The organism is Pedobacter jaeyakensis (assembly GCF_054461315.1).
Window position 1 is genome coordinate 642,668 of record NZ_CM136921.1, and the last position, 15,089, is coordinate 657,756.

Annotated in this window: 11 protein-coding genes; 4 read left to right on the forward strand and 7 right to left on the reverse strand. The window is 39.4% G+C overall.

Going from position 1 to position 15,089, the window contains the following annotated elements; translation table 11 throughout:
* Position 1 precedes the first annotated feature (1 nt).
* Positions 2-319: a rhodanese-like domain-containing protein gene (locus tag ACXZ1K_RS02990; protein WP_458973226.1), complete on the reverse strand. Its 318-nt coding sequence runs from the start codon at positions 317-319 to the stop codon at positions 2-4.
* Between the two features lie 204 nt (positions 320-523).
* On the opposite strand from ACXZ1K_RS02990, the gene ACXZ1K_RS02995 reads away from it, so the two are divergent.
* Together ACXZ1K_RS02995 and ACXZ1K_RS03000 are read left to right on the forward strand one after the other, a co-directional pair.
* Positions 524-1,612 carry a DUF4407 domain-containing protein gene (locus ACXZ1K_RS02995; RefSeq protein ID WP_458971900.1) on the forward strand — a complete coding sequence of 363 codons (1,089 nt, stop codon included), beginning with the start codon at positions 524-526 and terminating at the stop codon, positions 1,610-1,612.
* A 9-nt stretch (positions 1,613-1,621) separates the two neighbouring features.
* Positions 1,622-2,929, forward strand: a complete 1,308-nt coding sequence (locus ACXZ1K_RS03000; protein ID WP_458971901.1) for a M20/M25/M40 family metallo-hydrolase — start codon at positions 1,622-1,624, stop codon at positions 2,927-2,929.
* A 21-nt stretch (positions 2,930-2,950) separates the two neighbouring features.
* Here ACXZ1K_RS03000 and ACXZ1K_RS03005 read toward each other — a convergent pair whose 3' ends face one another.
* From ACXZ1K_RS03005 to ACXZ1K_RS03015, 3 genes are read right to left on the reverse strand one after another with little or no spacing between them, the layout of a single operon-like run.
* The gene (locus tag ACXZ1K_RS03005) at positions 2,951-3,445 is read right to left on the reverse strand and encodes a GNAT family N-acetyltransferase (RefSeq protein WP_458971902.1); all 495 of its coding nucleotides are present in this window, start codon (positions 3,443-3,445) and stop codon (positions 2,951-2,953) included.
* Positions 3,442-4,005, reverse strand: coding sequence for a thiamine pyrophosphokinase (locus tag ACXZ1K_RS03010; RefSeq protein ID WP_458971903.1), 564 nt, complete (start codon positions 4,003-4,005; stop codon positions 3,442-3,444). The genes ACXZ1K_RS03005 and ACXZ1K_RS03010 overlap by 4 nt, the downstream gene beginning before the upstream one ends.
* A 14-nt stretch (positions 4,006-4,019) precedes the next feature.
* Entirely contained in the window at positions 4,020-6,479 is a 2,460-nt protein-coding gene (locus tag ACXZ1K_RS03015) for a family 20 glycosylhydrolase (RefSeq protein ID WP_458971904.1), read from the reverse strand.
* A 101-nt stretch (positions 6,480-6,580) separates the two neighbouring features.
* On the opposite strand from ACXZ1K_RS03015, the gene ACXZ1K_RS03020 reads away from it, so the two are divergent.
* Positions 6,581-7,768, forward strand: a complete 1,188-nt coding sequence (locus tag ACXZ1K_RS03020; RefSeq protein ID WP_458971905.1) for an ROK family protein — start codon at positions 6,581-6,583, stop codon at positions 7,766-7,768.
* Here the strand turns inward: ACXZ1K_RS03020 and ACXZ1K_RS03025 are convergent, their stop codons facing one another.
* A complete protein-coding gene (locus ACXZ1K_RS03025; protein WP_458971906.1) occupies positions 7,769-8,140 on the reverse strand; it encodes an iron chaperone in 372 nt (123 codons plus the stop codon). It lies immediately after the preceding gene.
* A 157-nt stretch (positions 8,141-8,297) separates the two neighbouring features.
* Between ACXZ1K_RS03025 and ACXZ1K_RS03030 the strand changes: the two genes are divergently transcribed.
* The gene (locus tag ACXZ1K_RS03030; RefSeq protein WP_458971907.1) at positions 8,298-9,512 is read left to right on the forward strand and encodes a glycosyltransferase WbsX family protein; all 1,215 of its coding nucleotides are present in this window, start codon (positions 8,298-8,300) and stop codon (positions 9,510-9,512) included.
* Here the strand turns inward: ACXZ1K_RS03030 and ACXZ1K_RS03035 are convergent.
* Both ACXZ1K_RS03035 and ACXZ1K_RS03040 read right to left on the reverse strand, forming a co-directional pair.
* Positions 9,509-13,351 carry a TIM-barrel domain-containing protein gene (locus ACXZ1K_RS03035; protein WP_458971908.1) on the reverse strand — a complete coding sequence of 1,281 codons (3,843 nt, stop codon included), beginning with the start codon at positions 13,349-13,351 and terminating at the stop codon, positions 9,509-9,511. The two genes, ACXZ1K_RS03030 and ACXZ1K_RS03035, sit on opposite strands and share 4 nt — an antisense overlap.
* A gap of 294 nt (positions 13,352-13,645) precedes the next feature.
* Complete coding sequence (locus tag ACXZ1K_RS03040; protein ID WP_458971909.1) at positions 13,646-15,043, reverse strand: DUF6794 domain-containing protein; 1,398 nt, start codon at positions 15,041-15,043, stop codon at positions 13,646-13,648.
* Between the last annotated feature and the right edge of the window lie 46 nt (positions 15,044-15,089).

Here is a 15,089-nt window from a genome sequence, read left to right on the forward strand (position 1 = left end):
ATTAATAAACCTGCATATCAGGATCAAATGCTTCTTGCCAGGCAAGGATTCCTCCCTGAAGGTTGTATAAATTTGTTAATCCCAATTGTTGCTCCAATTGCATAATAGCAGCAGCACTTCTCTTGCCACTCCTGCACTGTACGATAACAGGCTTATCAGTTGCAATCTTATCTGATTCTATCAAAATACCTCCCAAAGGAATATTTTCACCATTGATGTTAGACGTTTCATATTCGAACGTTTCCCTGACATCGATCAGCTGAAAATCTTCGTTATTGTCTATTTTATCTTTTAGCTCTTGAACAGTTATTTCCTTAATCATAACATTTGGATTTTTTTCAAAGATACGAAGTAGTATTTAGTAGTTAGATATTAGTATTTAGAAATATCGGCAGAGAGCGGGGCAATCTGTCTAAATACTAATATCTAACTACTAAATACTAGTAACTAACTACTGATCTTGTAACAACTAGGTTGTCTGAGCGTTTAATAGTTAGCTCTTCACTAACTTTGGGCTACACTCATGAATTCTATATCAAGGTTCTTTTGGTTTTGTTCAGGCGCACATATTGCTACTCTGGAGAAACATCCTACCGAGCATAATAAATATATCGGTATCGGTGCTACCATTTTCTTCACCGGTTTGTTTGCAGCCCTTTCTGGTGGCTATGCCATGTATTTTGTTTTTAAGGGCGATCCCGCTGCATTTCTGTTTGCTTTGTTCTTTGGGCTGATCTGGGGCCTTGCCATCTTTAATATGGACCGATATATTGTTTCGAGTATTAACAAAAGTGCAAGTAGCGGAAAGCAGATTTTACAGGCAACACCCAGGATTCTTCTTGCAATTATGATTGGCTTAGTTATCTCCCGTCCTCTTGAGTTGAAGATCTTTGATAAAGAGATTAGAGAGCGACTAAAAGTTAGTTACCTGAACAATCAACGTTCTAAAATCGATACACTTAACTTGGCGTTCGACAATAAATATAAAATTGAGATTGGCAAGCTAAATGAAACCAAGGCCCAACGCGATTCTTTGGAAAGCGCAATTAAGGCCGACCGCCAAAAATTGAATTTTGAAATCTTCGGGAACAAGACGACCGAAACATCGGGCGTTATGGGCTATGGCCCTTATGCTAAAAGAAAAGAACTGGAACTTCAGCAGCGACAAAAAGAATTAGATACACTTTCTTCTTCAGTAAGGAGACTGGAAGGTTTTGTGCTTGACCGGAAGCAGTTTGACGGGCTGATGAATGAAAAGTTATTTACAGGTAAACAGCTGGATAGCCTGGCTGGGATTGCAGGATTTGCAGATCGAAATTGGGCGCTTGGCCAGCTTAGTTTTAACCCGAACGGGACAAGAGATACGGACACCTCGCTCGCAGTAACTTTTATCGGCTTGTTATTTATTTTTTTTGAATGTCTACCAGTGTTTGTGAAACTGATGAGTTCGAGTGGGCCATATGACAATTCAATAAACAACATCGAGAATTCCCAAATTCATGAGTCTGACAAGGACAAAGATTATGAGGTAACCGTTATCGACGGTGTACACGACACGAGAGTCTCTTCAGAAATCAATCAAAGAAAAAACAAACTGAACTCCATATACTAACATCAAAGCATGAGAAAATTAATTTACCTGTTAACGGCATTATTTATTGGCCACCAAAGTTACGCTCAGAAAATAGACAACATCATTACAAAGGCCTATGTAGAAAAGTTGATAAAAACTTTGAGTAGTGATGAAATGCAGGGTCGTGCAACCTTTTCCCCAGGGATTGATAAAGCGGCAACATTTATAGAGTCCGAATTTAAAACAATTGGATTAAAGCCACTTACCGGTGAGACTGGATTTAGACAATCATTCTTTAAATATACCGTGAAGCCCCAGTCTACAAATGTGGTAATTGATGGAAAAACGATAGCAGCTGAAAACATAATGGTTTACGGGGGCACATCTGCCAGTTTAACATTCGACAATACAAACAGTGATGGCGTGGTTAAAATGGATGCAGATAAAGCCTTTATGGACCAGTTTAGGCAATTGATACGCAGTGAGAAAAAACAATTGGTTTTGGTAGATGCGAAATTTGTTGACGCCTTTAAGCGAATCAGAGAAAGGTTACAACAAGGCAATATTGTAGACGCTGATGATTTGAAGGCGAATCAGGCAGTGACTGTATTTGTACTTGCTGAAGAAGCCGCTAGTACATTCAAAGTGGAAATAGCCAATACGTTAACTAAAATGCCCCTGTTCAACGTAGCTGGCATGATCCCCGGTAAATCCAAATCAAAAGAAATTGTTGTTTTCTCAGGGCATTACGACCATCTTGGAATTATCAAGGGCGATGCACAAGACAGCATTGCCAATGGTGCAGACGACGACGCTTCTGGAACCACCGCAATGATCGCGCTTGCTAAATATTATAAAAAACTAAATAATAACGAGCGCACGTTGATCTTTGTGGCATTTACTGCTGAAGAGATTGGCGGCTTCGGCGCGAGGTATTTCTCATCTAAACTTAACCCTGATGATGTTGTAGCGATGTTCAACATCGAAATGATCGGTAAAGACAGTAAATTCGGAAAAAATACAGCTTTTATCACCGGATATGATAAATCAGATTTCGGAAAAATCTTACAAAAAAATCTGGAAGGAACAGAATTTACCTTTCATCCCGATCCTTACCCTCAGCAGAATCTATTTTACCGCAGCGATAATGCTACTCTTGCAGCACTTGGTGTGCCCGCACATACCATAAGTACAGACCAAATCGATACAGATAAATTGTACCATACGGTAAAAGATGAATTCAGCTCATTAGATGTTGAAAATATCTTGTCGACAATCAAAGGCATTGCAAAGAGCGCCATAACGATTGTTAAAGGCATAGATACACCAACAAGAATCCCTAAGTTAAAACAATAGAGCAACGGGCTTAAGAACCGGTTATATGGATTTCTCCATCACATAGTCATTCATAAAGAAACCGTCGCCGATATCCAGGTCGACGGTTTCTTTTATTACGAAACCGGCCGACTGATAAAAATCAGCTGCTTTATTATTTCTATTTACGTTGAGTTGTACTGCAACGCCACCTTCTTTTTTCACAAGATTAAAAACTTCGTTGATCAGCAACTTGCCAACCCCCCTTCCATGAGCAGAGGGCAGCACATATAATTTGTGAAGCTTGTAAGTCTTCAGTTCAGCATCAGCAACAGAAAAGCCAGCGTAACCCAGATCTTTATCATTCTCTTCTGCAATCAGAAAAGTATGGCCGCCCTGTAGTTGAGACAGCAGCTCACCTTTATTATACATCTTGTTGAGCATGTATTTGATCTGCTCATCTGTGATGAAACTTGCGTACGTATCGTACCAGGTATTGTTGGCAATATCCTGAATTACCTCAATATCTTCTTCTTTTGCTTTTCTTAAAACGATCATAACGGTTCGCTGATTAACAAATATGGGGTGTTAAATATAAATTCTACAAATCCATCAGCTATAACTTGATGCTGACCGTTTTGTGAAGGGATTAAATTACTGCCTTTAAAATCTGTGTTTGGCTGTATACTAAAAAGATTTCCGGCAGGTTTCCATACTTTAAATCCTGTACGTATTGCGTAAGCCTTTTCGGATTCTGTAAATACTACGATATCAATCTTAGAAAGTGCATCAATAAGATCTGGTAAAGAATTTTGAATATCAATGATATTGACTGCCGGATACTTTTCAGAAATCAGATGATCAACAACCTCATTAAGGTTGTTAGACACCGCATTAATAATCCTGGTATTTTCCTGAAATAAAAGTGGGTCGGAAATTCCAGCAACCCCATCTACCTTTAAACCGAGGCTGATTACCTTTTCATATTCAGCAGCGTTTACGATTAATGTAGGGCTCCACTCTAATAGCTGACCAAGGTATTCCTCGTCAAAGTTACCCAGATGGTGGATGTACAATGCAGGTTCCTGCTTCTCTCTAACGATATGATGTGAAGACATATCAGCGAAGATAATTAGAATTTAACGGTCTTACCACCACGCCCGGATTTATTAAACACCCGGAATGACAGATTTTTAATCTCCGATAGCGGCTCTGTATATAACTTACTGTTCTTTGTTGGAACAGAGCCATCAGTAGTATACCTAATTTCAAAGCCCGGCAATTGTAAATTAGCACTTACTTTGCCTTCTGCGACTGCTACACCTGGCGATGGAATCCGGTAGCTAAAGCCACCGGCGTAATAATCCAGTCTTGGAAGTTCTTTCTTGGCTACAACATTGACAAATTCAGACCATGCATAATTATAAGATGAAGCCGCCTTTTTTACATCCTTTTCAATTGCCCAATCTGGATTTGGCGCCCAACTTCGCTCTGCCAGGCCAAATAATTTTGGCAGCATCAGGTATTCCAATTGCGATTCGGTGCTGATGATTTCACTCCAAAGCGGGGCCTGTAATCCAACAATATTGAGCTTACCCTGTTCCGTCAAACTGCTCTTTCTACCAAAGGGAATAAACGCAAAAAGTTTATTCATATCTACAAAACCACCCCAATACTGCCCTGGCTCATCAAAGCTCTTGTTGTAGGCCAAGTCAACATACATATTGGTAACGTTTGTTAAAACCACCTTGTATCCTGCATTCGCCAAGTTATAGGCAAGGTCCTCATTAGGCGCAAGATTATTCCAAACATCCGTGTGAAAGTTTTCATTGGCAAAGCGAGCATCCAATACCATTTGCTTTTGACCATTTATTGCAACCTTCTTTAAGCCAATCTCTTCCCAGCCAGACAAATAAAGTTTTCTTGATTTTAGCAGCTCATTGAGCTTTTTAAAATAATAATACCACATTTCATCAACAGATTTAAGCGAGGTATCTGCTTTTAGCAGCGCTTTTACAGCAGGGGATTGTTCCCATACACCGTTTGGCACCTCATCTCCACCAAAGTGTATGGTTGCCAATGGTGCATCAGCTTCTTTATACATGGATAACATTTCATCGATCAGTTTTTCCATAAAAATATATACTGATGGCAATGCCGGATTGATCACGTTATCGTTCCACCCCTGTACAGAGCGGTATACTGACTGGTCATCCAAATCCCTTAACAAATATTTTTTAGCACCTTCACTGTCGCCTGCCTTCATCAGTTTATCGTATCTGGCATCCATTGATTTTATGGCAGCCCGTGCATGACCCGGAGTTTCAAATTCGGGTATCACATCCACGTGTCTGATCGCAGCATACCTTAAAATTTCAATGTAGTCAGCTCTAGACAAATACCCGCTGCCAGAATTTGAGTTGACAATAGGCCCTGATCCGAAGGAAGGTATCAGGTTATCTTTCTCTGTTAAAGTATGACCTCTTTTAGCCCCTACATCTGTGAGTTCCGGTAGACCAGGTATCTCAATTCTCCATCCTTCATCGTCATTAAGATGTAAATGCAGCACATTGAGCTTATAAAGGGAGATCATATCAATCACCTTTAGAATCTCCGCTTTAGGTTGGAAGTTCCGGGCTAAGTCCATCATAAAAGCACGGTGCGGAAAACGCGGGGCATCACTAACAAGTAAACCCGGAATACTAGCAGATTCTTGCTTCACTGACCATGCAGCGGGTGAAATTAAATTTTTTAAAGACTGGATTCCATAAAATATGCCTTCATTTCCTGAAGCTCCTATAATGATTTCATTAGAAGTGATCTGCAATTTATAGGCTTGCCTGGAATTTAGCGAAAGCTTTTGCAAAATGATGACATTCTGCTTTTCTATAGTACCCATTACTGGTCGAAAATCAAAAATCTTCTCAATTTCGTCAGATAAATAACTTGCTTCCTTATCAAAAGAAGGGTCGGTAATAATTTTTGTTAGCTTCCCAAGACTAAAAATATCCTTGGTTTTTTTTGTGCTTAACGGCGTTGGAAATATTGCTGGCAATAAGTTTAACGGAATGTCTTCAATAATGGCATTATCTGCAAATGTTTGCTCTGCCAGCTCCTTTTGCTGATCCTTATAATCAATAGCAGTAACTGCCTCATAAATTAGCGATTTTGGATCCGCCGGCTTGCTGTTAAAGACGATGTAGAATCCTTTAGGCAAATCGGTCCTTTTGATGAGATTTCTCGATAACAACTGGAGCACTTCCGATTTGCCGGAACTTAAGCCTTTAAAAGACTTGCCTGGAGTGACTTTAAAGAAATCGCCATTGATCTGTTCAATCTTAAGTGCAGTATTTTCATCAGACAAGCTTCTCAGATTAGGAGCGTTAAAATAAATTGTCCAACCATATGCAGGAAAAGCTTCTTTACCAAAATTTGTTATGGTTAACTTAGAATAGGTCTCGGCTGTACCTTTGTAATTGTTCTCAACGGTTTCCCAGGTAACCTTTAATCCTTTCGAATCAAAGAGGGGCTTCTTTTGAGCATAAGAAAAATGGAATACAAATAGAAGAATTAGGGAGAGGGATAACTTCATAATTTATTATTCTAATGCTAAGTTATTAAATTTAAGCGAATGCTTCTTGAACCGTTATCAATTTAAACATTAATTTTGTGGTCTACCTTTAAGACATTATCGTGTTTAATACCAATAAAAAGAACTCGAAGCTTTACGCCCAAATTATCCAGCAGCTCTATTATGGGAAGATCATGTCTTGCGCAGAGCTGAGCTTGAAAACAGCAAAAAGTATTCCGTTAGTTACCAAGTCGCTCAACCATTTGATGGAACTGGGTTTGGTTATTGAAAAGGGTCATGCCCCTTCCAGCGGAGGTAGGCGGCCCTTGATGTACGCGGTAAAATCAGATCGGCTTTTTGTTGTTGCAGTAGCGATGGATCAACTCTCAACCAAGATAGTGACGGTAGATTTGCTGAACAACTATACCTCTCCTGTATCAATATTTGATCTTGACTTAAGGAACAATGCCGATGCTTTAAACGCCTTGATAACCATCATAAAAGATCATGTTGACCATCAGAACATCGACAAAAAAAAACTGGTAGGCATAGGGATTGGGATGCCTGGTTTCATTAACGTTAATGAAGGGATAAACTATACCTATCTCAGCTCTGGAAAAAAAAGTATCCCCGATTCCATTTCTGAAGCAACGGGTTTGCCCGTGTTTATCGACAATGATAGCAGTTTGATCGCGTTATCTGAATTGAAATTTGGTATCGCAAGATCTATCAAAGATGTGATGGTCGTAAACCTGAGTTGGGGAATTGGATTGGGAATGATCATTAATGGTGAATTATTTAGAGGTCATGCTGGTTTTGCAGGTGAAGTGAGCCATATCCCTATTGCAGAAGATGGCGCATTATGTTCTTGCGGCAAGCAAGGTTGCCTTGAAGCTGAAGCGTCCTTGCTTGCTGTTTCTGAAATAGCCAGAAATGGTGTTAGAAGCGGAAGAATTTCCAGCTTTCAGCATTACACTGAAAAATCAGATTTAGATGCAGGAAACGCACTGATGGAACTTGCTTTGAAGGGCGATCCATTTGCAGTTGAACTACTCTCTGAAGCCGGTTATAAGATTGGAAGAGCCCTTTCTATATTGATCCACCTGATGAATCCAAAAGTGATTGTAATAAGCGGACGTGGAGTTAAGGTAGGGAAATTAATACTTGCTCCGATTCAACAAGCGCTAAACAAGTATTGCATTCCACGTTTGGCAAGTGAAACTGAAATCCTGATCTCCGAGATCGGGTTGGATGCAGAACTGGTCGGCGCAGCAATTCTGGTAATCGAAAATTTCCCTACCGGCAAATAGCTATCGCTTCTTTTTTTGCGGCTTTGCCAGATTTTGCTCTACCCTAAATCTGGTGATCTCCGTAATGATGTCAAGCGGCATGGGTTTATCGATTGGGAATTGCACAGAACCCTTAGCCCCTTTATAGACGGAGAGTTTTTCCTTAAACGCGGCAATCCCAGCAGCTCCCGGATAAAATCCAATGTGATTTTTATAAGCTGCAAAATGCACCAAATTACCATTAAGCGTAAAAGTAGGTATGGCATAACTTATGCGTTCTTGTGCATCAGGAGCTGCCTTTCTGATTGCTTCCCTCACTTCCTTCATTTGTGTTTGCGCATCTTGAGGAAAAGAAGCAATGTACTCCTCAATGGTTTCAATTTTTGTAGTCATAGCTTAAAGTATTGGCTCATTGAAATATACTCATTCTCCAAAATATTTAAACGATCAATTAATCAAGTCAAATCTACATGACAGTACATGATGGATAATTTGTAAAAAGAAAATAGATTTGATTAGCATACTTGCTGTCCTAACCAAATATCCCGAAATGAGATCAAGACCTATACTCCAAATATCGCTAAACTTTACGCTTATTTTGCTCGGGTTGATTACTTGCATATCAACCTTTGCACAAAATAAGCAAGTACAGAAAAAGCAAAAATATGATGTTGCAGCATTTCTATATCCGGCGTATGTAAGTGATGATCCGCGCTTGCGCCCATTTTGGCCAGCAGGTAATGGAGAATGGGAAACCGTTACTTCAATGCAGCAAAGATTTCCGGGACACTATTGGAACCGCATACCATTGTGGGGACCAGTAAATGAGTCGGATCCTTCAGTAATGTCTATGGAAATTAATCAGGCGGTAAAGCATGGTGTGAACGTGTTCATCTTTGATTGGTATTGGTATGATGGTCGGCCGTTTATGGAGACTACGCTTGACAATGGTTTTCTTAAAGCAGATAACTCCAGCGATATGAAGTTTTACCTGATGTGGGCCAATCATGACGTAGTTAATACCTGGGACACCCGGTTGAATAAATACAATGAGAACAATGTGATATGGACAGGAAAAGTTAGTCGCCCAGAATTTGAAAAAATCTGCAAACGTAACATCAGCAAGTACTTTAAGCTTCCACAATATTACAAGATCAATGGTAAGCCAGTATTTATGATCTACGATCTTCCACAGTTAATTGAGGGATTAGGGGGTGTAGATCAAGCTGCTGATGCATTAAACTGGTTTAAAGAAGAAACGAAAAAGGCGGGCTTCCCTGGGCTTGATCTACAGTTAACCATGTGGTCAATCAACACCAACTACAGTGGATTCGATGGCAGCAAAACTAAAAATCCTGAAAATGCATTTGTAAAGAAATTAGGCTTTACCAGCGCAACGCATTATCAGTTTGTACATTTTACGAATGTTAACGACGATTATGTAAATGTTCTTGAGAACGTAAAAAAAGAATGGGCAAGAATAGATACTGCGTTCCAATTTACTTACTATCCACACATCAGCGTAGGCTGGGATAATAGTCCTCGAACGGGCCACAGCGCTGTAGTTAAAAACAACACACCTGAAAACTTTGAAAAAGGATTAAGAATGGCAAAAGCCTTTGCGGATGCTCATCCTAAACAAGTTCCGCTTATCACAATTAACAGTTGGAACGAATGGACTGAAACCAGCTACTTGCAGCCAGATAACGTATTTGGCTATGGATACTTAAATGCCGTAAAAAGGGTGTTTGTAGATCCCAATTAAAATCTAACGGTATTTAGCTTCTTGTCTACTAAAAAGCCGTCTGCCATTTTAAGATCGAATTTTAACTTTCGTTTCGCCTTAAGCTTTATAACAAACAGATCCACTGTGCCATCAATTAATGGTTTTTCACCAACATTAACAAAGGTTGGATACAGCGTTTTAACGCCGCTGGTATGTAACCTGTCATTAGTCAGGTTTTCCAGGTTTTTAACTGCCAGACTTTCCACTCCTTCAAATTCATAATCACTTTGATTATAAGGCAGTGCAAAACTTAAGGCATTTACTGATTTAAGGTTTGTGCCCTTCACCCTAATCGCTATTGTTTCCCCTTGATTATAGCCTTGTTTCGTTGTACTCAGTTCAATCTTACCCGAAACTTTCTCAGCACTATCGCTAGTTACTCCGCCATCCAATTGGGTGGCGACTATTGAAACATCATAAGCGTCTATAAGATTGTTTTTGTTGATGTCGCCATTACTTACATAACCTTCAAAGTCGGCATCCCCTTTTTGTAAACCAGTATAATTCGTATAAGAGACTAAGTCATTTCTATCAATTAAATGGTCATTATTAATATCCCCGGGAATAACGCTCTCCGTACCCGGTACTTTGAACACATACAATTCCCTACCTGATCCAAAATTACCTACGCCTTCCGTAATGCTTAGCTTAAGAAAACGGGCAGCTGGGTGCTTGTCAAAACTAAATACTTTAACAGCATCGTTGTTTACCCATTCGAAACTGCCAGCGGGATTCCAGTCTTCCTTGTTATTGCTATAATAAACCGTTCCTTTTAACAATACGCCATTACCTCGTCCGGTACGTGGCAAATAATTAAATTTATCCAGTTGGTTTATAGATTTTAGGTCAATTACCAAATCAAATGGAACCGCTTTTGTCCCCCATTTGGTGTGCCACATATTACCCTCATCAAAATCAAAAAGCTTATCTACCTCTGCATTTTCCTCGTCTGGTACTGAAGCTTTGCCAACTATTCCTGCGATCGCAAACTCCAGCGGATTATTTTTAGTGGTTGCTTTGAATTCTGTCCATTCAGAACGGCCTTGTTTATTTACTGCGCGAATTTTAAAGGAATAACTAGTTTCAGCTTGTAGGCCATCAAACAAAAGCGTGGTATCTTTAATGGTGCTGTAAAGCACGCTATTAAATTCTATCTCATAGAAATCGGCATTTTGCACTTTGTTCCACGTAGGTTTGAGCGCATACGCTTCTCTATTTTCATTTACAACTTCGGGATTGGATGGTGCGGTAAGTGGGCCGGCTAAAACAAGATTCCTTTCAACCGGAGTAAACTGGAACCCGCCGACTGTTGCCGATACGGCATTCTTGCTCACATCGGTTGCTTCTAACTTAACTAATAGCTGAGGGTTTTTACTCAGCACTTGTTTTTCAAAATCGCTACCTTTTGTAGCAAAAGCATTAAAGTTTGGCGCAGCATCATAATAGTAAACGTTATATTGACTATTGTAGTCTGTCATACTTTGAACCTCCTTTAGCTTAATACCCCGAGTTCCTATCTTTGCCGAGATACGCTTTTGCTTTTGAGTAACATTAATCTTAAACTCTGTTGATTTTTGCTTTACAAATCCATTAAAATCCCCTCTAGTTGGTTGAACAAGTAGTTGTAGTGTACTTTGTTTATTCAGAGTTGAAGTGATAACTGTGGTTGAACCCTTACCCAATTTATATGCCTCTGTTGTACCATCGTCGTCATATTCAATAAATGAGCTCTTCACCTGAGGATAAAACTCGTAAATGCGATTTCCTTTATTTATTTCTGACACATTATTATTCGGATTTGTCATCGGAATAATAGCTCCGCCTCTAACAAACACGGGCAGCTTCCATAAAGGGGCATCGAAATTATTGATGATGCGATTGCCTTCATATTTTTCTCCTGAAAAATAATCTATCCATATCCCTTCAGGCAAATAAATACCATTTCTAATATCGTTCCCTTCGGCATCAGATCTGGTAGCCTGATAAATTGGTGCAATTAAAAAATCGGATCCATAGAGATACTGATATTGAGTAGCCTGACCCATAGTGTACGTATTGGGATATTCTAAAAAAATTGCCCTTATAATAGGCAGACCTGTCACCGCAGCTTTGGCAATACTATAAGTGTAAGGCATCAATGCCGACTTCAACTTTAAATAATTACGGTTTATAGACGCGGCCGGCTCGCCCAAAGCATGCGGATACTTAGGATCAGACCCCCAGCCATCCATATTCAATTGCATAGGACTAAAGGTTTTCCATTGAAAATCGCGGATATTAACAATTGGGGTTTTGCCACCAAAAATGCCATCCATATCAGAAGTGATATTAGGTTGCCCTGATAACCCTGAACCAATATAAGTAGGAATGTGGAACCTAATGTATTCCCAAACACCGCCTGTTTGATCGCCAGACCAAATGGCGGCATACCTTTGTGTTCCTGCCCAACCGTCTAACGAGATGGTGAATGGGCGACTATCGTTGCCATATTTAGGCATAATTTGCGCTACATCAGCCACGCCATTTAAACCAAAAGAATATCCGGCACCCACCCAGGCTACATCTGTTTTTAATACCCGTACTCCAGCATCACGTACTTCTTTGAGAATATCTCTTTGCAGCAAAGCGCCAACTTCAGGTTTAGGGTGCAAGTCTGACTGGGTCCACAAACCAATTTCTACACCGTTCTTATGGGCATAATCTCCAAATGCTTTTAGGTTATCTATGTTACCATTTAAAGTAGGCGTTTGTCCATAACCTGCCCCATACCCATCATTAGGTAATATCCAGCCTAGTGGCATATCATTTTTCTTATATCGGTCTATCACGGCGCGGGCAGAAAACTGATAGTTATTTTTTTCGCCATTCAGTGACTCTTTAATTCCGTCGTTATCTTTCTGACTCTCCTTATAGCTTTTCCCGTCTTCAAACAAAATTCCTTTTGGGTCTTCCTTCCAATAGTCTCTATTATAAGCATTGAGATGGCCCTCATAAAATCCAAACTTAGGCAACAGCACTGGGTTTCCTGTTAGCTGGTAGAAATCATTCAACAAAGATTCAGGATCTTGATCGATCATGAAAAACACGTCCAAATAGGGGCTATCATGGGATAATTTAACCACTCCCTTTTCCTTGGCGCCGAAATCATATCTGCCTTTTTCAAAAGTGTACCACATCAAGCCATAGCCTTTTGTAGACCAGTAATATGGTGTCGGAGAAGCAACACCCCCGTCAGTCCAGCTGTTTTGATTTTCAATGGAAATGACTCTTCCTTTATGCGAAAAGCGCCCATTCTGTACACCACCACCATAAAAATATTCGTTATCGTTTTCTTTTAAAGTCAGGAGTACTTGTTTGGGATCGAAACTGATGGGCCTAATTAGTTCTAACACTACATTTTGTGTTGCGGTATTCAGTACTTTAAATTGAGCTGTTTGCTTATCAAATACTAAAGTGATTTGTTTATTTTTAACGGCAATTTGATTGTTTAAATCACTTAAGATTAATGATGAGATAGGTTTTCGAGGGTTATCCACTAAAATCCTCGCTTCAGGCTTTGCTTCCGGATCACGGAAAGTTCCACCCATCGTGTCCTGAAATAGCCTGAATATGTTATCTCCATAAAAATCAATCAGCATTCGCTTTTTGTGTGAAAGCACCAGTTCAATAGTGTGGGTGTTAAGCTTAGTTGCGCTTAAAATAGTTGGATTCTGCCGAAAAAAATTTTGTAGGTTCTCCTGATTTACGGCCTTTACTGAATTAACAATAAAAAATGTTATGGCCAGGGCCATTAACATATTCTTAGTTTTTTTAAACATACAAATCGCTATTTCGTAATAAGCTTTTAAGATAATTATTATCTACATTAATGTGGCTCGCCTGCTTAAAACAGGTTAAAATACGGGTGCACTTAGACCATTTTTTTTCAATGGCTGAAAAAATGGTGCTGCTTTGTTTTGAAAAAGACGCTACGGTGATTTTCCTGCCCCTTATTTGCAAACGCCAATTGGCAAAATTATGCCATCTTAAGTGATGTTGTACTTGCAGGTGGCGATGTTGAAATAAGCGTATGGTACATTGATTGCAACCGTGATTTTTATAACATTTTCTGATCAGTCAACAGGATATTTTGCCTCGAACTGTTTGTAAATCTCACTATTACCTTTGAACCAAAAATAATAGTATCGTAGAATTGTGCTAGACATGAAATCTGGGTCTTTAAATCCACGTTGCCTCATGTAAACAGACAATCTGGAACCTCCCCAAAGCCCCCAATTATTTCGCATCCACATACCCATTCCAAAATCGAGATTGTCCATTTCACCTGCTGATTTTAAGGCATTTAAATTCGAAATCGCTTCTGGTGTTAGTTTTTTATCCAGTTCTATAAAACAGGACCTGATGTTTGACGGAATGTATATGTGATTAATGGAATCTAGCGTTAATCTACGGTTAAGCTCTTGTCTTTTAGCCATAATCTCCTTTTCAGCTGCCTCATCAATAGGTTTTCCGAATATGCCATAGAAAAAGAAGGCTTGTTTATCCAATTTTGCCGAAATCATTTCTGCCTCAAATTTGGTTGTGTTAAAGAATTTCTCGATCAGCGTTCTGTCAAGTATTGAATCCAACCTGAACTCATCAATTGTAAACTTGCCATCCCGGCTCAGATAACCTTGAAGCCCGAAATTGTACAATTTATATTTATTCAAGTCTGGATCGTCAGGCAGTAAATACTGAATTCCCAGCAATTTCTCTAACGTATCTGAAACTTTAGTCGATTTGCCTTTAACTTTAAAATCATTAATACGTTTATTAGCCATTAGCGCAAAATCATAATCAGGGGCTATTCGCTTATAATTTTTTATCCGGCTATAAATCCCGTCAAAAGGGACCTTTTCAACAATCTGTGCACGCCGCAAGTCAAAAATTGTGACCATTTCCTGAGGATCCGTAGAGTAGATCGTATCATTGTGGCTAAACACGGAATTTTTAGACAGGAATAAGTCCCGTTCGCTGACATTCTTTTTGTAAAACCAACGTAAACCAGAATCGGGTACCACAACATAATCCATAACCTTATCGCTATTGGCGTAAAAAAGCTGTGAATTGTACCGTATTGTGTCGATGCTACTGTAGGCTGTCAAGGTGTAAGACTTTAAAAATTTCCCATTTTTATAAATTACCACATTTTCATAGTCGGGGTATTGGTCTGCCATCTGAGCTAAATAAGCAACAGTGGAACCATCATTAGAAATCGCTAAAAAAGCATTTTCAATATCCCCGTTTCTTTCGAACAAATGAAATGATCTATCAATTTTGTACAATACCTTGCTCCCTTTATAAACAGTAGACAAACCTTTAGGATTGTACCTGCCCCAATTGTAGGAAACGGACTTAATCGAAAATTTTCCATTCTCTGAATGAGTAACCGTAATCGGCAGGTGAAGTTGTGCAAAACCCGACTGGTAAAACAGGAAGAAGATAACACCGAAAATAACAACTTTTTTCATGATCGCGCTTTTCCTAAACTAATCATTTTATTCTGAAGTTTACGAT

Coding starts and splice junctions, on each gene's coding strand:
- ACXZ1K_RS03035 (WP_458971908.1), bottom strand. CDS start 13,351: ATGTTTAAAAAAACTAAGAATATGTTAATGGCCCTGGCCATAACATTT.
- ACXZ1K_RS03025 (WP_458971906.1), bottom strand. CDS start 8,140: ATGACTACAAAAATTGAAACCATTGAGGAGTACATTGCTTCTTTTCCT.
- ACXZ1K_RS03010 (WP_458971903.1), bottom strand. CDS start 4,005: ATGTCTTCACATCATATCGTTAGAGAGAAGCAGGAACCTGCATTGTAC.
- ACXZ1K_RS03000 (WP_458971901.1), top strand. CDS start 1,622: ATGAGAAAATTAATTTACCTGTTAACGGCATTATTTATTGGCCACCAA.
- ACXZ1K_RS03040 (WP_458971909.1), bottom strand. CDS start 15,043: ATGAAAAAAGTTGTTATTTTCGGTGTTATCTTCTTCCTGTTTTACCAG.
- ACXZ1K_RS03005 (WP_458971902.1), bottom strand. CDS start 3,445: ATGATCGTTTTAAGAAAAGCAAAAGAAGAAGATATTGAGGTAATTCAG.
- ACXZ1K_RS02995 (WP_458971900.1), top strand. CDS start 524: ATGAATTCTATATCAAGGTTCTTTTGGTTTTGTTCAGGCGCACATATT.
- ACXZ1K_RS03030 (WP_458971907.1), top strand. CDS start 8,298: ATGAGATCAAGACCTATACTCCAAATATCGCTAAACTTTACGCTTATT.
- ACXZ1K_RS03015 (WP_458971904.1), bottom strand. CDS start 6,479: ATGAAGTTATCCCTCTCCCTAATTCTTCTATTTGTATTCCATTTTTCT.